Origin of the sequence: Pigmentiphaga sp. GD03639 (assembly GCF_029845405.1) — a bacterium.
GTDB classification, from domain to species: domain Bacteria; phylum Pseudomonadota; class Gammaproteobacteria; order Burkholderiales; family Burkholderiaceae_B; genus Pigmentiphaga; species Pigmentiphaga daeguensis.
The window spans coordinates 159,061-179,912 of sequence record NZ_JAOCLR010000004.1 but is presented as its reverse complement, the minus strand read 5'-3'; the positions used below and the strand labels follow the sequence as shown (position 1 = coordinate 179,912).

The window sequence follows — 20,852 nt, the reverse complement described above, 5'->3', positions numbered from 1 at the left end:
CGGGCGCGGCCGGATGGCGCGCCGGCGTCCTGCCGGACATGTGTCAAAGGTAGAGGCGAGGCCTTCGGGTGTCTACGCAGCCCCAGCCATACCGGGTATGGCTGACGTGAATATCGGCCCCGCGCCCGCGTGGCGGGGCGTCCTCAGCGCAGGACCATTTGCGCGCCGTAGCGGGACAGCAGGCCCCGCGCGGCCCGGACTTCCCACAGCCCGTCGCCGCCCTGCACGCGCGCCATCATGCGGGCCATCAGGGCCAAGTGCCCGGCGTCGGGGACGGGACAGGCGTAGCGCACCAGGTTGGTCAGCGCACGCAGCGCCAGCAGCGGAGAATCCAGCGCGCAGGCGGTTTCCAGCGCCCGCTCCAACCATGGCCGGAACACGCTGGCCGGCTGTCCCTGGCGGAACAACTGCTTGCCCTTGATGCGCTCGAACTCGGACTGGAGGTAGCGGGCCTGGGTCTGCGTGACTTCGCGCAGCCCATGCGTGGTGGCGTCCAGCCCGGCGCCGACGTCCTCCACCAGGTCGCATGCATCGGTCCACCGCGCGACCAGCAGGGGCGCGATCCCCTTCATGATGGCGGGAATCCGCTGCACGCACGAGGCCATCTCCGCCAGCGCCGTGGCGTCTCCGCGCACGGCCTTGACCCAGGCCTCGCTGGTCTCGGCGCAGACGGCCCACAGCGGCGTTCCCATCTCGCGCGCGATCTGCAAGGCTTCGGACGACAGGGTGGCGACCTCGTCGACCTCGCGGTTCAGCCGGTGCAGCTCGGTGGCCGACACCAGCGCGTACAGCAGCGAATAGCGGTGGCCGATGCGCCGCGCATGCGCCACCGATTCACGAGAGGCCTGCAAGGCGTCCTCGACCCTGCCGGTATGCCAGCAGGCGATGGACAGGACGGCCAGGTTGGTGACGCGGGCGTCCTCGCCCAGGGCCAGGTTGGCATGCTGGGGCTGGTAGGCCTTGGCGCCGTGTTCGAGATCCGCCACCGCCTCGGCAAAGCGCCCCAGGAAGAAATGGCTGTAGCCCCGCGCATAGTAGGCGTGGGACAGCAGGTTGGGATCCCCGGCGGTGCCCGCCATCCGCAGCAGCGTTTCCGCCAGCGTCAGCGTCATCGAGAAATTGGCCCATGAGCTGGCGCTGGTCCACAGCCCCCAATAGATCGGGAACAGCCGGGGGTCGTCGCCCAGCGGCTGCGCCAGGGTCAGCGCCGAGCGGAAGGTCTCCACCGCCTGCTCGGAACCGAAACCGTAGAGCGCGCACAATTGGATGCCGAACTCCATCCGGATGCGCAACTCCTCCATGATGGCGTCGATGCCCTCGCCCTGCCGCTCGAACCATTCCAGCGCGCTGCGATAGTAGCTGACCGCCTCGCGATATGCGCATTGCGCGGCCGCCTTGCGCGCGGCCTCCAGCAGGTACTTGACGGCGGGCGCGCGGCTGCCGGCGCCGGAGTAATGCCAGGCCAGCACCTCCGGGTTGCCCTCGGCCAGGCTGGATTCGAGCCGCCGGGCCAGGCGCGCGTGCGCCTGGCCCCGCGCCACGCGCGTCTGCGACTGGTAGGCCGCCTCGCGCAGCAGGGTATGGCGGAAGGCGTAGGCCTTTTCGTCGCAGCGCACGATGATGTTCTGGCGCAGCATGATGGCCAGCGCCTCGGCCAGCTCGGCGCGAGGCTCGCCCGTGGCGTCGGCCAGCAGGTCCAGCGTGAACTCGCCGCCCACTACCGAGGCGAATTGCGCGACGGGGCGCGCGCGGCCCACGCTGTCGATGCGAGCCATCAGCAAGTCCTGCAGCGAAGCGGGCAGCGACCACGGCGCGGACGGATCCCGCCGGTCCGCCAGCACGTCGCGGGTCAGTTCCTCGGCATACAGCGGAATCCCTTCCGAACGCTTGATGATGTCGCGCAACAGCTCCGCGTCGATGTCCTCGCCATCGGCCACCGCGTGCACCAGGTCCACCACGGCGAAATCGTCCATGGGCCCCAGGTCCAGATGATCGACCGCGACCGTGTGCTTCCACGGCGGCACGAACTCGGGCCGGGCGGTAATGAGCAGCATCCGGTCGGGCAAAGGATGCTCCACGAGCAGGGCCAGGACGTCGCGCGTGGAAGGATCGGCCCAATGCACGTCGTCGAAGCAGATGACACCGCCTTCGGGCACCATGACCCGCAGCAATTCGTGGCACAAGGCGCCGATCTCGTCCACCGCGCCGGGCATGCCCGGGCCGGGTGTACCCGCCTGTGCCCCGACCATCATGCGCTGGCCGATCGTCTCGAGTATGCGCTGCGCGCTTTCGGGCAGGGATGACGGTTCGGCGGCAAGGCGCTCGCAGGCGCGCATCCATCGCACGAAGGGGTGATAGGGCATCTGCCTGAGCTCGGACGAGCATTGCAGGACGACGCGCTCGACCTGCAGGGTGTCGCAGAAATGCTCCACGAGAAAGGACTTCCCGAGCCCCGCCTCGCCGCGCACCAGGCCGACGTAGCACCCTCCCCGGTGGTAGGCGTCGACGAGCCGCGCCATTTCCTCGTCCCGCCCGCAGAACGCGCGCGCAGCGTCCTGCCGTTCCGGGGAATGCTTGCCGCTGACCAGGAAAACCTGCACCTCGACACCGCGGGACCAGTCGGTCAGCTGTCCCGCCGGCTCGATACCGTACTCGTCGCCCAGCAGGTGCAGGGTGACGTCGCTGACGGCCACGCCGGCCCCGCCGGCCATGGCGCCAAGCTGGAGCGCCAGGCGCGACACCATCCCGCCCGCGTCGGGAACGTCGTTCTCGGCGGAACTGATGGCGATGCCGGTATGCACGCCCAAGGCGACGCGCACCGGCAGGCTGCTTTCCTCGTCGCCCCAATGCCGCGACCAGATGCTGTTGTGGCACACCAGCGCCGCCGTCACGGCGCGCCGCGCGGAATCCTCTTGCGCGAAGGGATAACCGAAATAGGCCAGCAGCCCGCTGGGCATGCGCACGACGTGGGCACCCGCGGCCCGCAGCGTCGGTTCGCAGCAGGCCATCAGCTGATGCTGGACCTCGGCGATGTCCTCGGGTTCGCCGGTCACCTCGAATTCGCAGGAAAGCACGGTCAGCTGGCGGCGCTCGCCCATCGGCGCCTGCCGGCGCGCTCCGGCCTCGCGGCCCGCGCCAGGCGCCTCGAGCAGCGCCGCCACCGAGGCATCCGGCGTGGTTCCCAGCTCCATGTCGAGCAGATGGCGATAACGCTGGAACTCGCGCCTTGCCCGATCCAGCTGGCCGGCCTTCACCAGCAGACGCAGCATCTGATGCCAGGCCGTGTCGTCCAGCGGCGCGACGGTCACCCATTGCTCGGCGCATTCGATACCGGCCTGCAGGTTCCCTTCCCGCTCGTGGCTCTCGACCAGCATCCCCAGTGCCTGGAGATAGCGCTGATGATATTGCTCCCGGCGCATCTGCACCCAATTACCGAAGTCGGGCGCATCGTCCAGCTCCAGCCCCTGCAGGAATTCGCCGCGATACAGCGCCACCGCATGCGCGATGCGCTCGGAGTCGATCACCGCACCCATGGCCAGCGCGCGCTGCTCCCCATCCAGCACGGAAGTGAAGGCTCCGACATCGGTCCACAAGCCGGCCTCGGCGCGCAGCCTGAGCACGTCGCGGCTGCTTTCGATCGCATCGGGCTTGAGGGCGTCCTTCAGCAGGAACAGCATGCGCCGCAGGTTTTCCCGGCCGGCCTGCACGCTGGCGTCGGGCCACAGCATGAAGGCCAGCGCCTCGCGCGTATGGAAGCCGCCCTCGAGTGCCAGGTACGCCAGCAACGCTCTTGCCTTGTTGTAACGAATGGAAAGCGGTCCATCCGCGCTTTCCATGGCCAGGGGCCCCAACAGGTACAAAGAGAGCGAAGATCGCATAGCCTCGTGGATTCCGCGCAATAGATGTCTGAAGAGAACCGTGCCGGGAGCGAGCCCGCCAGGCTTACCGCCGCGGCCGAGTCCCAAGCTTACGGTTCATGCGTGACGGCTGTTTCAAGCCGCGCGCCGAAGCCTTTTCGTGGCCCCTTATTTTGCGTTTGGGTGACTTAAATACATCATTTATAGACCGCTTGCTAGAGGTTGTCGTTCCGCGAATCTTTTCCAATTGAAAAGAATGTCACAATCATGCGAACTTGGCATGTGCAACATGTTTCAGTCGGTTTTACGCTGACAAAAAGACAAGACATGAATCGCCGCAGCGAAGGCAGGCCCGCGCTCGGCGGGCCGGGCAGCTCAGTGCACGCGCCGCGCCTTGGCGGCGATCAGCGCGGCGAAGAAGGCCGCGAGTACGAACGCAAGAAATGCGCCCAGGTAGGGCCCCTGCCGCAGGCCCGCATCCAGCATCACGCCAAAGGCAAGCGGTGCCAACGCCGAACCCGTGTCCATGCCGGAGTACACCAATCCGTAGACCGAGCCCGTGGCGCCGCGCGGCGTGACCCGGCGTACCAGCATGTCGCGGGACGGCCCCGCGACGCCCGCGCACAACCCCGCCAGGGCGACGCAGGGTACCGCCGCCGCCACCGGCAGCCAGCCGGTGGCCAGCAGGGCCAACAGCGCGCCGGCCGCCACGAAGGACATGCCGACGATGCGCTCGCTGTAGGGACCGCTGGAGACCAGGAATCCGCCCAGCACCATTCCGCAGGCGCCGGCCACCATGTAGCCGGACAGCGCGGTACTGGCGGTCACGCTGGAGATGCCGTAGATGGAACCCAGGATGGGAATGGTGTAGTTCTGGACCGCCGAGATCGCGACGGACGAAAACATGAAGAACAGGAAGGCCCCCCAGACCACGGGGTTGATCAGCAGCGCGCCCAGCGACGTACCCGCCGGGGCCGCGTCCAGGCGGCGCCCGCGGGCGGGGCGGCGTGCCGCCTCCACCGCCAGCAGGCGCCGGCCCACCACCGTCATGGCCAGGATGACTGCCACCAGCAGGCCCGCGCCGAAGGCGGCGACCCGCCAGTTGAACAGGTGGGTGAGCGTCGTGATGAATATGGGCGTGGTGGCCCAGCCCAGATTCCCGGTGATGCCGTGCGCGCTGAAGGCGTGTCCCAGGCGGGGACTGCTGACGCGGCGGTTCAGGATGGAAAAATCAACCGGGTGGAACACCGAATTGCCGATGCCGGCCACCACGGCCGCGGCCATCAGCCAGCCATAGTTGCTGGCCAGCCCGAGCAGCAGGCCCGCCACGACGAAGCAGGCGAGCCCGAACCACAGGACCGGACGCGCGCCCGCACGGTCCACCACGAAGCCGGAACTGGCCTGGCCCACGCCCGAGATCGCATAGAACACCGCGACCAGGACCCCCAGTTCGGCAAATCCCAGTCCGAACTCCGCCGCCAGCGGCGCGAACAACGAAGGAATCACCAGTTGGAAGAAATGGGAGCTCGCATGGGCGATTCCCACCAGTCCGATGACTTTCCAGTCGAGCCTGCGCCGGGCGAACCTCATCCCGGGGGCGGCCAATGCTTGCTGCACGTCGTCTCCTGCTTTATTGCTCTGCGGACTGCGCCGCGAATCCCGCCGTGCCGGCCCTAGGCAGATCGCCGGATGACCGGCCAGGCCCGCTGCAGGTAATACATCATCGACCACACGGTCAGCACGGCGGCGATCTCGATCAGCCTCGACCCCCACCAAAGCGTGTCGATGCCGGCCACGCGTCCGCCGTACAGCAGGCACGGGATCGCGGTCATCTGCGCCGCGGTCTTGAACTTGCCCAGCCAGTGCACGGCGACGCTGGTGCTGGCGCCGATCTTGGCCATCCATTCGCGCAGGGCCGAAATGGTGATCTCGCGGCCGATGATGACCAGTGCGATCATGGCGTCGACCCGCCCCAGGTTCAGCAGCACGAGCAGCGCCGCGCTGACCATGAGCTTGTCGGCCACGGGGTCCAGGAAGGCGCCGAACGAGGATGTCTGGTTCAGCCGCCGCGCCAGCCAGCCATCGAGCCAGTCCGTCAGCGCGGCCAAGATGAACATGCCCGTGGCCACCGCATCGCGCACGGCCGTGGGCAGCACATGCTCCGGTACGTAGTACACGCTGACGACCAGCGGGATCATGGCGATCCGCACCCAGGTCAGGATAATCGGCAGGTTCAGAGGCATGGTCGAATGCTAACAGGCTACGGGGAAAAGTTCTCGGCAGGGGTCAGTGCAGTTGGCGATGGATGCGCTCGGCCAGTTCCAGGGAGATGCCCTCGACGGACGCCAGGTCCTCCACGCTGGCCGAGATCACCCCGCGCAGGCCGCCGAAGCGCGCCAGCAGGCGCTGCCGGCGCTTGGCGCCGACACCCTCGATTTCCTCCAGCCGCGACACGTTGCGGGCCTTGGCCCGCCTCGCCCGCATGCCGGTGATGGCGAACCGGTGCGCCTCGTCGCGGATCTGCGCGACCAGCATCAGCGCGGCCGACTCGCCCCCCAACGCCAGCGGCTCGCGGCCGTCGGCGAAAACCAGCGTCTCCAAGCCCACCTTGCGCCCTTCCCCCTTGGCGACGCCGACCAGCAGCCCGATGTCCAGCCCCAGTTCGGCGAACACCTGGCGGGCGATCTCGACCTGCCCCTTGCCGCCGTCGATCAGCACGACGTCGGGCATGATCCCTCCCCCATCGGCGATTTTCTCGTAGCGGCGCGTCAGCACCTGCCGCATGGCCGCATAGTCGTCGCCGCCGGTGATGTCGTCGATATTGTAGCGACGATACTCCTTGGGCTGCATGGCATGGTGGTGGTAGACCACGCACGAGGCCTGCGTCGCCTCGCCGGCGGTGTGGCTGATGTCGAAGCACTCCATGCGCAGGGTTTCCAGCGCGGCCTCGTCGGCGTCTATGCCCAACACCTGGGCCAGGGCCGCGGTGCGCGCCTGCTGCGACCCGGCCTCGGCCAGCACTCGCGCCAGCGCCAGTTCGGCGTTCTTCCTGGCCTGCTCGAGCCAGCTCTTGCGCACGCCCTGCGGTTGCTTGACGAGATTGACCTTCGATCCGGCCTGCTCCGCCAGCATCGCGACCAAGTCGGCGTCGGGCAAGGGGTGCGACACGACGATGGTGCCGGGCAAGGCACGGTCAATGTAGTGCTGGGACATGAAGGCCTCCAGCACCTCGGCGGGCGAATCGCCATCGGTATGCGAAGGGAAGAAGGCCTTGTCGCCCAGGTGGCGCCCGCCCCGCACCATCGCCAGGTTCACGCAGGCCTTGCCCCCCTGCATGTCGACCGCGATCACGTCGGTATCGCCGCTGCCCCCCTCCATGGTCTGCTGGTGCAGCACGCGCGACAGGGCCGACAACTGGTCGCGCAGGGCGGCGGCTTCCTCGAAGCGCATCTCCTGCGAGGCGGCGAACATCCGCGTCTCGATGTCCGTGAGCACGGCCTGGGTCTGGCCGCGCAGGAACTGCGTGGCCCGGTCCACGTCCAGGGCGTAGTCCTCTTGCGAGACCAGGCCCACGCAGGGCCCGGAACAGCGGTGGATCTGGTACAGCAGGCACGGCCGCGACCGGTTGGCGAAGACCGTGTCCTCGCAGGTGCGCAGGCGAAAGACCTTCTGCAGGATCTGTATGCTTTCGCGTACCGCCCACACGTTGGGGAAAGGGCCGAAGTACTGGTTGGCGCGGTCGGTGGTCCCGCGATAGTACGCGATGCGGGGGAACGCATGGCCGCTGACCTTCAGGTAGGGATAGGACTTGTCGTCGCGGAACAGGATGTTGTAGCGCGGCGCCAGCGACTTGATCAGGTTGTTTTCCAGCAGCAGCGCCTCGGCCTCGGAGCGCGTCACGGTGACCTCGACCCGCGCCACGCGGGCCAGCATATGCGCGATGCGCGGGCTGCCCACCTGCTTCTGGAAATACGAGGAAACGCGCTTCTTCAGGTCCCGCGCCTTGCCGACGTACATCACCTCGCCTTCCGCGTTGATGTGCCGGTACACGCCCGGCAGGTGCGGAAGCTGCGCCAGGAAGGATTTGATGTCGAAGGCCTGCCCGGGCTCTTCCGCGGCGGCCGGAGCGGGCGACGCCGGGGGCGCCACGGGCGCGTCCGGCTGCGCCGTCGTCTCCGGGGCCTGGTTCTCGTCCTTCTTGCGGCCGGCCATGTCGCCCTCCTCAGGCGCCGGCCCGCGCCAGGGCCTGGACCGCCTTGCGGGCCTTGCGATAGGCCGGATCGGCCGTCAGCGCCTGCCAGTCCTGCGCGGCGAACCTCGGCTTGAGCGACCGGATGCGCGCCACCGAGGCCGGATCCTGGACCCAGTCGAGCCGGCCCAGCAGGTCGTCCGCCATGTCGGGCCGGTTGCAGACCAGCACCATGTCGCAGCCCGCGCGCAACGCGGCCATCGCCCGGCCATGGATGTCGCCCGCCACCGAGGCGCCTTCCATGGTGAGATCGTCGGAGAACACCACGCCGCCATACTGGAGGCGCTTGCGCAACACGGTCGTCACCCACTTGCGCGAGAACCCGGCGGGCGACTTGTCGACCCGCGGATAGATGACGTGGGCCGGCATCACGGCGCCCAGGATGGCATCGCCCAGCCAGCGATAGGGCTGCGCGTCCTCGCCCAGCACCTCGTCCAGCGACCGGTCGTCCACCGGGATCTCGTAGTGGGAATCGGCGGCGGCAAAGCCGTGGCCGGGGAAATGCTTGCCGCAGGCGGACATGCCGGCCAGCGCCAGCCCCTGGATCAAGGCCCGGGCCAGCATGGCCACCACGCGCGGATCGCGATGGAAGGACCGGTCGCGGATGACGCGGCTTTCGCCGAAATCCAGGTCCAGCACCGGCGTGAAACTCAGGTCCACGCCGCAGGCACGCAGCTCGGCGGCCAGCACCCGGCCGGTATCGGTCGCCATGCGCATGGCTTCGAGCGGGTCGCTTTCCCACAGGCGGCCCAGGGCCCGCATGGGCGGCAGCGCCGTGAAGCCATCGCTGCGGAAACGCTGGACCCGTCCGCCCTCGTGGTCGACCGCGATCAACAGCGGCTCGCCGCGGGCGGCGTGGATGTCGGCGGTCAACCTGGTCAGTTGCGCCCGGTCGCGGAAATTGCGGGCGAACAGGATCACTCCGCCCACCAGCGGGTGGCGCAGCCGCTCGGCCTCGGCCGCGGTCAGTTCGAAACCCGCCACGTCCACCATCACGGGGCCGGGTGCAGGCAAGGAAGAAAGAGATGCAGTCATGATCGGATCCGTCACGGGCGCCGCGTCTCCACGATGACGTAGGCGGCGACCATGTCGTGTTCGTCGGTCAGCGATACGTGGGCGGCGCCGAAGCGCGCCTCGTACCAGGTCTTGAGCGGCTCGGCCAGGACCACGACGGGCCGCCCGCCCGGCGCGTTGAGCGTTTGCATGCGGCGCCAGGTCATGGGCATGCGCATGCCCAGTCCCACGGCCTTGGAAAAGGCCTCCTTGGCGGCGAAGCGCGTGGCCAGGAAACGCACGCCGCGCTGCGGGTCGCGGCTGCGGCGCGCGGTGAATTTCGCGAATTCCTCGGCGCCCAGGATCTTCTGCGCGAAGCGGTCGCCCCGGCGCGCCAGGGCCTGCTCGATGCGTTCGACCCGCAGCAGGTCAATGCCGATGCCGGCCAGGGCGGGAAGCGCACCGTCGCGCAGCGGCTCGGGCATCAATGCGCCGGCCTCGGCAAGGCACCGCTGCGCGCGGTGATCATCAGGGCCTTCATCTCGCGCACCGCCGTCTCCAGGCCGCAGAACACGGACTGGGCGATGATGGCGTGGCCGATGTTGAGCTCGGCGATGCCGTCCAGGGCCGCGACCGGCTGCACGTTCTCGTAGTGCAATCCATGGCCGGCGTTGACGCGCAAGCCCTGCCGCAACCCGACCGCCACGGCGTCCCGGATGCGCGCCAGTTCCCGCTGCGCCGCATCCGCCACGGCCTCGGCATACGCGCCGGTATGCAGTTCGATCACGGTCGCGCCCGTGCGGGCGGCGGCCTCGATCTGGTCCGCCTGCGGATCGATGAACAGCGACACCCGCACGCCGGCATCGTGCAACCGCGACACGGCGGCCTTCACATCGTCGAAATGCCCCAGCACGTCCAGTCCGCCTTCGGTGGTGAGCTCCTGGCGTTTCTCGGGCACCAGGCAGACGTCCTGTGGCCGGATCCGGCAGGCGATCTCCAGCATTTCCGGCGTGATGGCGCATTCCAGGTTCATGCGCGTGCGCAGCTTGCCCCGCAGGCTCTCGACATCCGCGTCCTGGATATGCCGGCGATCCTCGCGCAGATGCAAGGTAATCAGGTCCGCGCCCGCCTCCTCTGCCACCAGCGCGGCCCGGACCGGATCCGGATAGGAAACGTGCCGCTGCTGCCGCAGCGTCGCCACGTGGTCGATATTGACGCCCAGATCAATCATAGATATCCAACAATTCCATCCATTCAGCCCCTCTCGCCGGTCAATCGGCGGCTTTTCCAGGATGCGGTGGATCCGGCTCCGCCGGTCCGCCCGCATCACCCCCGGGGGGGCGCGCGTCAGCGCGCAGGGGGGGAAAACTCCTCAGGTCTCGCAATACCTGCCGCGTCGCCATCGGCCGGCCATTCATATGATAGTCCAGCCGTTCCCGCAGCAAGCGGCGCAGCTCGGGCTCGGCGGCGACATCGTCGAAGCGGCCCGCGGCCAGCGCCAACAGCGACTCACCGGTAATGGGCGTGCCCAGTTGCGGCGCTTCGGGCTCCTCGGGCTCCGGCCCGGCTTCCAGCGGCACACGGTAGCGCATGCCGGCTTGCACGGGCTCGTCGTTGCCCGTTGCGGCCGGGTCGAAGCCATAGCCGATCTCGCACAGCAGCCGCCATTCGAACTCCCTCAAGGCAGCCGACAACCGGGGCTGCGCGGCCAGCCTGGACAAGGCGTCGACATAGGCGTCGTACAAGGATTCGTGCGGATCGTCGCGTCCCAGCAGGCGCAGCAGCAGCTCGTTCAGGTACCAGCCCGACATGGCTGCGGCCCCTTGCAGGCGCTGGGGTGCCCCGGACCACTCGGCCCGCACCAGGGTCTTGATCTCGCCCGCGCCGCTCCAGGACAGGCTCAGCCGCTGAAAGGCGATCAGTACCGGCCGCAGCGCCGAATGGGGCCGCTTCGCGCCCTTGGCCACCAGGGCCAGCCGTCCGTGGGAACGCGTGAACACGTCCAGGATCAGCGAGGTCTCGCGATAGGGATAACTGTGGATCAGAAAGGCGGGGACATCGTCCACCCGGTGCCCGCGGCCACGCGGACGCGCCTGCCTGGCGGGCGCCGGAGCGGCCGCCAGGGGCGTCCGCCGGAACAGCGATCCTGCGGCGTCGGGCAAGATCTCGTCCGGCGCCACGGGATCCCGGGAATTACTCATAACCCAGGTCGCGCAGCGCGCTTTCGCGCTCGGTCCAGCCCTTGCGCACCTTCACATAGATTTCCAGGTGCACCGGCTTGTCGATCAGCTTGGCGATGTCCTGCCTGGCCTCGGTGGCGATGCGCTTCATGCGTTCGCCCCCGGTTCCCAAGAGGATAGGCCGATGGCTGTCCCGGTCGACGATCACGCAGGCCGCGATGCGGGTCACGCGGGGCTGCTCTTCCCATTGCTCGATCACCACGGTGGACCCGTAGGGCAGCTCGTCGCCGACCAGGCGGAAGATCTTCTCGCGTATGAGCTCGCTGGCGATGAAGCGCACCGGCCGGTCGGTCAGGGTGTCTTCCTCGAACATGGGCTCGCCTTCCGGCAGCCCCTTGGCGATCTCGTCCAGCAGGTGATCGAGCTGGCGCGACTTGGCGGCGCTGACCGGCACGACGGCATCGTAGGGATGCAGCCCCATGATGCGCGACACGTAGGGAAACAACGCGTCGCGGTCCTTGAGCAGGTCGGTCTTGTTCACGGCCAGGATGCGCCGCGCCCGCGCCGGCAACAGCGGCAGCAGGTTGGCATCGCCCTCGGACCACTTGCCGGCCTCGACCACGTGGACCACCACGTCCACGTCGGCCAGCGCCTGGGTCACCACGCGGTTCATCATGCGGTTCATCGCGCCGCCGTGGCGGGTCTGGAAACCGGGCGTGTCGACGAACACGAACTGCTCGGCGCCACGCGTGAAGACGCCGTGGATACGGTGGCGCGTGGTCTGCGCCTTGCGCGAGACGATGCTGACCTTGGCGCCGATCAGCGCGTTCAGGAGGGTCGACTTGCCGACGTTGGGCCGGCCGACGATGGCGACGAAACCGCAGCGGCTGGCGGTGGAGGAATCAGAAGACATGGTCATTTCTTGCCGGCGGGCTGCCCCGAGGCGGACAGGGTTTCGCCGGGAGGCTGCGGCGCCGGAGGCGCTGCCTGGGGTTCTTTCCGGGGCGCGGCCGCCGGGACGGGCGCCTTGCCCTCGGCGGCCTGGGTCGAGGTGATCTTGGCGACGGGCGCCTCGATCACGGCGGCCCTGGCCGGAGCCGAAACGGCGGCCGCCTCTACCTTGGCGGCGTTGGCGGGTTCGTCCGGCACTTCCTGCGCCACCGCAACCGGCAGCGACAACTGGGCCGTCTTGCGCGCGCGGGGCGAACGCTTGGCCGGCGTCGGATTGGCGGCCAGCGCGGCTTCCAGCGCCTGCTTGGCGGCCGCCTGCTCGGCGGCGCGGCGGCTGCCGCCTATGCCGACCACCTGCACGTCCAGCTTGGGGATGGCGCACTCGACCTCGAATTCCTGGCTATGCGCCGCGCCGTGCGTGGCCACCACCGTATAGACCGGCAACGCGATCTTGCGGCCCTGCAGGTATTCCTGCAGCAGCGTCTTGGCGTCCTTGCCCAGCGTCTTGGGATCGACGGTCTCGAGCACGGGCTTGTAGAGCCGGGCGATCACGGCGCTGGCCGCGTCGAAGCCGCCATCCATGAAGATGGCGCCGAAGATGGCCTCGAGCGTGTCGGCCAGGATCGACGGCCGGCGAAAGCCACCGCTCTTGAGTTCGCCTTCGCCCAGCCGCAGGAAGCGGGACAGTTCCACCCGCTGGGCGATGTCGGCCAGCGATGCCTGCTTGACCAGGTTCGCGCGCAGGCGCGACAGGTCGCCCTCGTCGATGCGGGCGAAGCGGTCATACAACAGGGAGGCGATCGCGCAGTTCAGGACGCTGTCGCCCAGGAACTCCAGGCGTTCGTTGTGCTTGCTGCTATGGCTGCGATGCGTCAGCGCCTGCTCCAGGAGGCTCTTGTTCCTGAAGGTGTAGGCGAGGCTGGTCTCGAGATTCATGGCCCCCCCTACGCGCTGCGCGCGCCCGGCATGGTGAGCCCCCAGCCGCTACGCGGCAGCCCCCCGAGGGGGCGGGGCCCCGCCTTGGGGCGGCCCGGCGCCGAGCCCCCCGGGGCGGCACTGGTGGACCGGCGGAGCCGGATCCGCTGTGCCCATGGGTACGACCCGGCTGATGACGGATGGAGAAGCTGCGTGGCGGGGCAATGCGCATGCGCGGCCGCGCCGCCAGGCGCGGGGGGCGCTTGCGGCCGGGTGCGACAGGCGGAGGTAGGCGACGAATTCATGCGGTGCGGCGCATGGCGCAAGACATCAATGGAAGCGGCCAATCCGTTTCAGGTCCCCGAAGTTCATCCAGACGAAAAACGCCTTGCCCACGATATTCGAATCCGGCACGAAACCCCAATACCGGCTGTCCGCGCTGTTATCCCGATTATCGCCCATGACGAAATAATTGCCTGCGGGCACTTTGCAACGCACGCCCTCGCGGGAGTATTCGCAGGCGTCGCGGTTCGGATAGCTCCCAAAAGGATCGATTTCCGGCGAACGTCGCTCATCTATCAATATCTGATGATTTACGCCCTTGAGGTTTTCATCATATAGCGCGGCGTAGGAAACCCGGTCGGGGTCGAAATATTCCCCTACTTTTTTCATGGGTATTTCCTGCCCGTTGATGGTCAGCCGCTTGTTCAGGTAGGCCACCTCGTCGCCCGGCACGCCGACCACGCGCTTGATGTAGTCGACCTGCGGATCGACCGGATAGCGGAAGACGACGACGTCACCGCGCTGCGGGTCGCCCAGCGGGACGACCTTCTTGTCCACGATGGGCAGGCGCAAGCCGTACGAAAACTTGTTGACCAGGATCAGGTCGCCGATCTGCAGCGTGGGCATCATCGAGCCCGAGGGGATGCGAAACGGCTCGACCACGAACGAGCGCAGCACGAACACGAACAGGATGACCGGGAAGAAACTGACGGAGTACTCCACCCACCAGGGCATCTTGCCGGCGCGGTCCACCGCTTCCTGGCGCTGGCGTGCGACCTCGGCCTCGCCGCTGGCGGCGCGCACCGACTGGGCGCGCCCGGCGTCGAACTCGGCCGCGGCGCGGGCCATGCGGGCGGTACGCTGCGGACGCAGGGACACGCGGTCGAATGCCCAGACGATGCCGGTCACCACCAGCAGCACGAACAGGATCAGCGCGAAATTCAGGCTCATGCCCCCTTCCCCTCGATATGGTTCACAACACCGCGGTTCATTTGTCCTCCACCTGCAGAATGGCCAGGAAAGCTTCTTGCGGAATCTCGACGCTGCCGACCTGCTTCATGCGCTTCTTGCCGGCCTTCTGCTTTTCGAGCAGCTTCTTCTTGCGGGAAATGTCGCCGCCATAGCACTTGGCCAGCACGTTCTTGCGCAAGGCCTTGACGTTCTCGCGCGCGATGACCTCGGCGCCGATCGCGGCCTGGATGGCCACGTCGTACATCTGCCGGGGAATGAGCTCGCGCATGCGGGCGGTCACGTCCCGCCCGCGGGCACGGGCGTTGGCGCGGTGCACGATGAGCGACAGCGCGTCGACCTTGTCGCCGTTGATCAGCAGGTCGACCCGCACCACGTCGGCGCTGCGGTATTCCTTGAACTCGTAGTCCATCGAGGCATAGCCCCGCGACACGGACTTGAGCTTGTCGAAGAAGTCCAGGACGATCTCGGCCAGCGGGATCTCGTAGGTCAGGTGGACCTGGCGGCCGTGGTAGGCCATGTTGATCTGGATGCCGCGCTTGGCCGTGCACAGGGTGATGACCGGCCCCACGTACTCCTGAGGCATGAACAGCGTGACCGTGACGATGGGCTCGCGCACGTCGGCGATCTTGCCCACCTCGGGCATCTTGGACGGGCTGTCGACCATGACCACCGAACCGTCGCGCAGTTCGACCTCGTAGACCACCGATGGCGCGGTGGTGATGAGGTCCATGTCGAACTCGCGCTCCAGCCGCTCCTGCACGATTTCCATGTGCAGCAGCCCCAGGAAGCCGCAGCGGAAGCCGAAACCCAGCGCCTGCGAGACTTCCGGGTCGTACATCAATGCGGCATCGTTGAGCTTGAGCTTTTCCAGCGAGTCGCGCAGCGAGTCGTACTCGCTGGATTCGACCGGATACAGGCCGGCGAATACCTGCGGCTTGATCTCCTTGAAGCCCGGCAGCGGCGCGGCGGCCGGCTTGGAGGCGTGGGTGATGGTGTCGCCCACCTTGGCGTGCTTGAGTTCCTTGATGCCGGCGATGACGAAGCCCACTTCCCCCGCCGACAGGTGCGTGCGGGCTTCGGACTTGGGCGTGAACACGCCGACCTGTTCGCACAGGTGCGCGGCGCCCGTGGCCATCAGCAGCAGCTTTTCCTTGGGCTTGAGCACGCCGTTGACCACGCGCACCAGCATCACCACGCCCACGTAGTTGTCGAACCAGGAGTCGATGATGAGCGCCTGCAGCGGCTCGGCGGCATCGCCCTCGGGCGGCGGGATGCGGGCGATGACCGCCTCCAGGATGTCGTCGATCCCCATGCCGGTCTTGGCGCTGGCCGGGATGGCGTCATCCGCCGGGATGCCGATGACTTCCTCGATTTCCTGCTTGGCCGTTTCCGGGTCGGCCTGCGGCAGGTCCATCTTGTTCAGCACCGGCACGACCTCGACGCCCAGCTCGATGGCCGTGTAGCAATTGGCCACGGTCTGGGCCTCCACGCCCTGCGAGGCGTCGACCACCAGCAGCGCCCCTTCGCAGGCCGACAGCGAACGGCTGACTTCATACGAGAAGTCCACGTGCCCCGGGGTATCGATCAGGTTCAGGTTGTAGGTATTGCCGTCCCGCGCCTGGTAGCGCAACGCGGCGGTCTGGGCCTTGATCGTGATGCCGCGCTCGCGCTCGATGTCCATCGAGTCGAGTACCTGGGCCTCCATTTCCCGGTCCGACAAGCCCCCGCAGCGGTGGATGATGCGGTCGGCAAGCGTCGATTTGCCGTGATCGATGTGGGCGATGATGGAGAAATTGCGAATGTGCTGCATGCGATCCAAATGATGAGCCCACCCCCTACGCGCTGCGCGCGCCCCCTCGAGGGGGCGGCACTGGCGGACCGGCGAAGCCGGTCCGCGGTGCCCTTGGGGATTTGCAAAAAAAGGGGGCGCAACGCGCCCCGCCTGTATCGGCCGTGCGGGACGTTCCCGCACGGCTTGCCTGATAGATATGTCGCGACCCGGCATTTTACCGCCGAGCGCGAATGTCTGCCGGACTACCTGGTGGGCCGTATCGGCACCCACTGGGTCAGGTCGTCGCGCCGGACCAGCACGCCATGGACCTTGCTCCGGTCGATCTTGGCCACCAGCCCGTTGAACTGCGCGGCGCCGGTGATTTCGGTATTGTCCAGGGCCAGGATGACGTCCCCCTGGCGGATGCCGGCCCGTGCCGCGGGGCCGTCGGCGGCGTCCACCTGCACCCCGCCCCGGACCCGCAGCTCGCGGCGGCGGGCGGCGGGCAGGTCGGAAACCACCAGCCCCAGCACGTTGGTCTTCTGGGCCTGGCTGCCCCCTTCGTCCTGGCGGGCCGCGGCGGCCTTGTCCGGCTCGAGCTCTCCAACGGTGATGGACAGGTCGCGGGTACCGCCGCGCCGCCAGACCTGGATCGTGGCCTTGGTGCCCGGCTTGGTCTCGCCCACCGTGCGCGGCAGGTCGGACGAACGTTCGATCGTCTTGCCGTTGAATTTCAGGATGACGTCGCCCGGCTCGATCCCGGCCTTCTCGGCGGGGCTGCCCGGCTCGACCATGCCCACCGAGGCGCCGGCGGTCCGGCCCAGCCCGATGGCGTCGGCGACTTCCTTGCTGACTTCGCCGATCTGCACGCCGATGCGGCCACGGATGACCCGGCCGCTGGAACGCAACTGGTCGGCCACGCGCATGGCTTCGTCGATGGGAATGGCCAGCGAGATGCCCATGAACCCGCCGCTGCGGGAAATGATCTGCGAATTGATGCCCACCACCTCGCCGCGCATGTTCAGCAGCGGACCGCCGGAGTTGCCGGGATTGACCGCCACGTCGGTCTGGATGAACGGCAGGTAGTCGCCCGTGTCCCGGCCCGTGGCGCTGACGATGCCCGCGGTGACGGTGGAGTCGAGCCCGAATGGCGAGCCGATGGCCAGGACCCACTCGCCCTTGCGCAGCTGGGTGGGATCGCCCGGCTTGAGCGGCGTCATGCCGGTGGCCTCGATCTTGATCAAGGCCACGTCGGTGCGCTCATCCGAGCCGATGACCTTGGCCTTGAACTCGCGCCGGTCGGTCAGGGTGACGTAGATGTCGTCGGCGCCGTTGACCACGTGGTGGTTGGTCAGGACGTAGCCGTCGGCCGAGATGAAGAACCCCGATCCCACGCCGCGCGGAACCTCCTGGCCCTCGTCGTTGTTGCCCGGCGGGGTCGGCTGCCGGGGCCCCCGGCCGGGAGGCACGAAATCAGGACCGAAGAACCAGCGGAAAAGCTCGTAGGGGTCCTGGCCGCCCCCGCCGCCATAGGGGCCGCGTGCCACGGCCCGTGCGGTGGTTCGGATGTTGACCACGGCAGGATCGGCCTTGGCCACGAGATCGGTGAAATCCGGCAAGGCACGGGTCTGCGCCTGCGCGGCCGGCTGGCCGGCGGCCAGCAGCAGCGCGGCGAACAGGACGAGCAGGAACGCGGTGCCCAGGGTCGAGCACACCCGTTTCATCGGATGCGGATAGCACGCAGCACCATGGAAAACTGACATGTAAGCTCCGGGTAAAGAAAAGGCTCGAACCGGCGGCGCTCAAGGCTTGCGCGCGGCCACCGGCGTATAGCTTATCGAATCGGCGATCTGTTGAATCGTACCGAGCGGCGCTTCGCCCAGCACGGTGATCCAATGGTCGCCCAGGCGGCGCCCCACCACATTGATGGCGCCGCGGGCGCCCGGCCCGACCTGCCGCGGATGCGATTCGCTATAGGGCTCGATGAAGACGGAAATCGCCGCCAGGCCATCCGACAACATGACCTGCTTGACGTCGGGCTTGCCGCCCATCGAACGCTGGACTTCCATCATCCTGTGGAAACCCACCGGTTCGCCCACCTTCCAGCCGAGATCGGCCAGCTTGACCGGCTTCAATTGCGTGCGCACGACGCGCCAGCCCTCGGTCTTCCAGCGCGGCTTGAGTTGCTTGCGATCGACATCCGCCCCCACCTGCAGCGCAATGAAGGCGACCTGCTCGACCACGTCGTCCTCGGGCGACAGGGTCTGGGCCCGCAGCAGCAGCCCGGAGCTGCTGTCGGCGCACAGCCGGTAGCCGTAGCGATCGGCATCCCGGGGGCGCAGGGTGATGACCTGGCAGTCGCGGTCGGCCACCCGTTCCGGCTGGGGCTCGACGCTGACGTCGTAGTGCTCGCCCAGTTGGTCCGGGCCGCCTATCATCAGGCCGGGGAAACGATCGCGCGCGGTCCGGGTCTCGACCAGCACGGCGCGCTTCTGCGGCAGCAGGCACTGGATCTCGTCGTCCTTGCGCAGAAACTCCAGCGGCTGGCCGTCCAGCAGCTCGAGGCGCTCGTGCTCGCTCTTGCCGTCGTAGATATGGGTGATGCGGGAGGACTGCATCGAGGCGCCCTGCTGATACGCGAAGACGCCGGAATAATTGAGTTCCCGGGCCGAGGCCTGGATGCGCTGCAACAACCCGGTGCCATCGGCCGGGGCCGCGGGGGCCGGGGGCTGGGCCTGGGACGCGATCGTCACCAGGCACAGCATGGCGAACGCCAGGGAACGTGTGGACCACACCACGGCCGAACGACTAACCTCCGACACGAGACCTTCCTTCAACGTTGCCCTGCGGCGGATTCGAAAGAGGTGGCCGACACCTGCCGGATGGCGCTCCGGCCGGCGATCTGCCGGTGGGCCTCGAGGTATTCGCCCAGCGAAACATCGACCGCCGGCTCGGCCCGGCGCGCCGCGGCCGGCGCGGCGACCTGGACGACGGCCGGCGTGGCGGCGGGCTGGGCGCTGGCGGAAAATTCGACCGGTGCGCCCTGCCCGCCGAAATAGGGCTGGGCGATCCAGGTGACCGAGGCGACGGCGGCCGCCGCAGCCAGACCGGGAAAACCATAGCGCGTCATGAACCGGCGGGAAATCGTCCGCCGGGGCGCCGCGACGATGGGCGCCTCGTGTTCCAGCGCCTCGAGGAAGCGCCGGTGGAAGCCGGACGACACGGGCAGCGCCAGTTCGGGCGTGCGCACCACGTCGCCGACCAGATGGTAGAGGTCCCAGTCGGCGCGGCCTGCGCCCGTCGCCAGGTAGGCGGACACTGCCGCTTCCGCTTCATCGGCCTCGTCGGCGAGTTCGCCGTCCATGTAGGCCGACAGCCATTCCTCGACGCGGGCCTGATTCAACCCGTCCAGATCGTCCTGCGCAGACGCGGCCGCTTCCCGGCCGAAACCGACGGACTCATTCCGATGCGATGTCACCTGCATTTCCATAACCTCCGGGGCTGCCGATTGCCCGGTTACCTGCCATTTTGCCCAAAATTCATGCCGCCCTGCTCCCCTGGCTACCAACGCTTGTCGTCCTGGGTATCCAGCAGGGGCCGCAATCGGGCCGCAATTGCCTCGCGCGCCCGGAAGATCCGGGATCGCACGGTGCCTATGGGACATCCCATCGACTGGGCGATGTCCTCATAGCTCATTCCTTCAATCTCGCGCAACACGATAGCCGTTCGCAGCTCCTCGGGAAGAGCTTCGATCGCCAAATTGACCGTTTCGGCAATTTCGCGGGTCGCCATCATGGATTCTGGCGTGTTGATATCGCTTAGGTTGTCGGTTTCGTCGAAAGTTTCACCATCCTCGTTCTCGTATTCGGACGGCGAGCTGGGACGCCTGCCCGAAGCCACCAGGTGGTTCTTGGCGGTATTGATGGCGATGCGGTAGAGCCAGGTATAGAAGGCGCTTTCCCCGCGGAACTGCGGGAGCGCGCGATAGGCCTTGATGAAGGCCTCCTGGGCGACGTCTTCGATTTCGCTGGGATCGCGGATGAAACGCGACAGCAGGCGCAGGATCTTGCGCTGGTACTTCAGCATCAGCAGTTCGAACGCCTTCTTGTCGCCCCGCTGCACGCGGGCGACCAGCTCGGCGTCGATCTCGCGCTCGCTCGTCATGCCGAGGCCCCCAGGCGGGGATCACGAGCCTGGGGCGCGACCAGCAGGCCTTCGCCCCGCTGCTCGGTCCAGGCGACGGCCATGCGCAGTTGCCGCCATTCCCTGGCCTCCAGGCTGTCGGCCCACACGGTGAGCGTCGCACGCGCGGGGGCCCGGGGCCGTCCGGGCGGCGGCGCGAGGTCGCCCTGCAGCGTCAGCCAGCCCAGCGGGGAATGCCAGATGTGGCGGGGACGGAAACGCCGCCAGCCCTGGTGGTCGGCCAGCGCCCAGTTGCCGCCGGCATCGACGGCAAGCGCCCGAAACGGCTGGCGCGCCCGGCGTTGGCAGACGATGGCGCCCAGCGCCAGCCCCAGGCCGGCAGCCGGGGCTGCCGCCCAGGCCAACGGCGAACCGGCCAGCGCGAACCAGGTCCCGGCGGCCGCGGCCCATCCCGCTGCCAGGGCGATGCAATGCCCCAGCAGGCCGGCGCGGCGCGAAGGCCGCAGATGCGCCAGCATGGACAGACCGGAGGGTGCCGT

17 protein-coding genes are annotated in these 20,852 nt (G+C 68.1%); all 17 read right to left on the bottom strand.

The features are described 5' to 3' along the window. Positions 1–143: 143 nt before the first annotated feature. A complete protein-coding gene (locus N5K27_RS06200) occupies positions 144–3,785 on the bottom strand; it encodes an AAA family ATPase (protein WP_165963295.1) in 3,642 nt (1,213 codons plus the stop codon). A 447-nt stretch (positions 3,786–4,232) separates the two neighbouring features. Further along, positions 4,233–5,447, bottom strand: coding sequence for an MFS transporter (locus tag N5K27_RS06195; RefSeq protein WP_087840558.1), 1,215 nt, complete (start codon positions 5,445–5,447; stop codon positions 4,233–4,235). A gap of 83 nt (positions 5,448–5,530) precedes the next feature. After that, positions 5,531–6,100 carry a CDP-diacylglycerol--glycerol-3-phosphate 3-phosphatidyltransferase gene (gene pgsA, locus N5K27_RS06190; RefSeq protein ID WP_279815243.1) on the bottom strand — a complete coding sequence of 190 codons (570 nt, stop codon included), beginning with the start codon at positions 6,098–6,100 and terminating at the stop codon, positions 5,531–5,533. A 43-nt stretch (positions 6,101–6,143) separates the two neighbouring features. Then, positions 6,144–8,069 carry an excinuclease ABC subunit UvrC gene (gene uvrC / locus N5K27_RS06185; RefSeq protein ID WP_087840556.1) on the bottom strand — a complete coding sequence of 642 codons (1,926 nt, stop codon included), beginning with the start codon at positions 8,067–8,069 and terminating at the stop codon, positions 6,144–6,146. Positions 8,070–8,079: 10 nt separating this feature from the next. Further along, positions 8,080–9,141, bottom strand: a complete 1,062-nt coding sequence (gene nagZ / locus N5K27_RS06180) for a beta-N-acetylhexosaminidase (RefSeq protein ID WP_087840655.1) — start codon at positions 9,139–9,141, stop codon at positions 8,080–8,082. Between the two features lie 11 nt (positions 9,142–9,152). After that, positions 9,153–9,584 carry a holo-ACP synthase gene (gene acpS, locus N5K27_RS06175; protein ID WP_087840555.1) on the bottom strand — a complete coding sequence of 144 codons (432 nt, stop codon included), beginning with the start codon at positions 9,582–9,584 and terminating at the stop codon, positions 9,153–9,155. Continuing rightward, positions 9,584–10,330, bottom strand: coding sequence for a pyridoxine 5'-phosphate synthase (gene pdxJ, locus N5K27_RS06170; protein WP_087840554.1), 747 nt, complete (start codon positions 10,328–10,330; stop codon positions 9,584–9,586). The genes acpS and pdxJ overlap by 1 nt, the downstream gene beginning before the upstream one ends. A gap of 40 nt (positions 10,331–10,370) precedes the next feature. Next, positions 10,371–11,300, bottom strand: a complete 930-nt coding sequence (gene recO / locus N5K27_RS06165; protein ID WP_279815239.1) for a DNA repair protein RecO — start codon at positions 11,298–11,300, stop codon at positions 10,371–10,373. Next, the gene (gene era / locus N5K27_RS06160) at positions 11,293–12,192 is read right to left on the bottom strand and encodes a GTPase Era (protein WP_279815237.1); all 900 of its coding nucleotides are present in this window, start codon (positions 12,190–12,192) and stop codon (positions 11,293–11,295) included. Before era ends, recO begins: the two co-directional genes overlap by 8 nt. A gap of 2 nt (positions 12,193–12,194) precedes the next feature. Beyond that, positions 12,195–13,166 carry a ribonuclease III gene (rnc, locus tag N5K27_RS06155; protein ID WP_279815235.1) on the bottom strand — a complete coding sequence of 324 codons (972 nt, stop codon included), beginning with the start codon at positions 13,164–13,166 and terminating at the stop codon, positions 12,195–12,197. Between the two features lie 309 nt (positions 13,167–13,475). After that, the gene (gene lepB / locus N5K27_RS06150; protein WP_279815234.1) at positions 13,476–14,378 is read right to left on the bottom strand and encodes a signal peptidase I; all 903 of its coding nucleotides are present in this window, start codon (positions 14,376–14,378) and stop codon (positions 13,476–13,478) included. Between the two features lie 37 nt (positions 14,379–14,415). Then, positions 14,416–16,209: a translation elongation factor 4 gene (gene lepA / locus N5K27_RS06145; RefSeq protein WP_279815232.1), complete on the bottom strand. Its 1,794-nt coding sequence runs from the start codon at positions 16,207–16,209 to the stop codon at positions 14,416–14,418. Positions 16,210–16,433: 224 nt separating this feature from the next. Beyond that, a complete protein-coding gene (locus N5K27_RS06140) occupies positions 16,434–17,894 on the bottom strand; it encodes a DegQ family serine endoprotease (RefSeq protein ID WP_279815349.1) in 1,461 nt (486 codons plus the stop codon). Positions 17,895–17,972: 78 nt separating this feature from the next. Beyond that, positions 17,973–18,992, bottom strand: a complete 1,020-nt coding sequence (locus tag N5K27_RS06135) for a MucB/RseB C-terminal domain-containing protein (protein ID WP_243724645.1) — start codon at positions 18,990–18,992, stop codon at positions 17,973–17,975. Positions 18,993–19,003: 11 nt separating this feature from the next. Then, positions 19,004–19,648, bottom strand: coding sequence for an RseA family anti-sigma factor (locus N5K27_RS06130; RefSeq protein ID WP_243724644.1), 645 nt, complete (start codon positions 19,646–19,648; stop codon positions 19,004–19,006). An 83-nt stretch (positions 19,649–19,731) separates the two neighbouring features. Then, a complete protein-coding gene (gene rpoE, locus N5K27_RS06125; RefSeq protein ID WP_087840542.1) occupies positions 19,732–20,334 on the bottom strand; it encodes an RNA polymerase sigma factor RpoE in 603 nt (200 codons plus the stop codon). Beyond that, positions 20,331–20,831 (bottom strand): protein YgfX, encoded by a 501-nt coding sequence (locus N5K27_RS06120; protein WP_087840540.1) that lies wholly within the window; start codon positions 20,829–20,831, stop codon positions 20,331–20,333. The genes rpoE and N5K27_RS06120 overlap by 4 nt, the downstream gene beginning before the upstream one ends. Positions 20,832–20,852 lie beyond the last annotated feature (21 nt).

Bases quoted from the DNA above. Each gene is read 5' to 3' on its own strand.
- lepB (WP_279815234.1), bottom strand. From the start codon at position 14,378: ATGAGCCTGAATTTCGCGCTGATCCTGTTCGTGCTGCTGGTGGTGACC.
- rpoE (WP_087840542.1), bottom strand. From the start codon at position 20,334: ATGACGAGCGAGCGCGAGATCGACGCCGAGCTGGTCGCCCGCGTGCAG.
- N5K27_RS06120 (WP_087840540.1), bottom strand. From the start codon at position 20,831: ATGCTGGCGCATCTGCGGCCTTCGCGCCGCGCCGGCCTGCTGGGGCAT.
- nagZ (WP_087840655.1), bottom strand. From the start codon at position 9,141: ATGACTGCATCTCTTTCTTCCTTGCCTGCACCCGGCCCCGTGATGGTG.
- rnc (WP_279815235.1), bottom strand. From the start codon at position 13,166: ATGAATCTCGAGACCAGCCTCGCCTACACCTTCAGGAACAAGAGCCTC.
- uvrC (WP_087840556.1), bottom strand. From the start codon at position 8,069: ATGGCCGGCCGCAAGAAGGACGAGAACCAGGCCCCGGAGACGACGGCG.
- N5K27_RS06195 (WP_087840558.1), bottom strand. From the start codon at position 5,447: ATGAGGTTCGCCCGGCGCAGGCTCGACTGGAAAGTCATCGGACTGGTG.
- acpS (WP_087840555.1), bottom strand. From the start codon at position 9,584: ATGCCCGAGCCGCTGCGCGACGGTGCGCTTCCCGCCCTGGCCGGCATC.
- lepA (WP_279815232.1), bottom strand. From the start codon at position 16,209: ATGCAGCACATTCGCAATTTCTCCATCATCGCCCACATCGATCACGGC.
- pdxJ (WP_087840554.1), bottom strand. From the start codon at position 10,330: ATGATTGATCTGGGCGTCAATATCGACCACGTGGCGACGCTGCGGCAG.
- N5K27_RS06140 (WP_279815349.1), bottom strand. From the start codon at position 17,894: ATGAAACGGGTGTGCTCGACCCTGGGCACCGCGTTCCTGCTCGTCCTG.
- era (WP_279815237.1), bottom strand. From the start codon at position 12,192: ATGTCTTCTGATTCCTCCACCGCCAGCCGCTGCGGTTTCGTCGCCATC.
- pgsA (WP_279815243.1), bottom strand. From the start codon at position 6,100: ATGCCTCTGAACCTGCCGATTATCCTGACCTGGGTGCGGATCGCCATG.
- recO (WP_279815239.1), bottom strand. From the start codon at position 11,300: ATGAGTAATTCCCGGGATCCCGTGGCGCCGGACGAGATCTTGCCCGAC.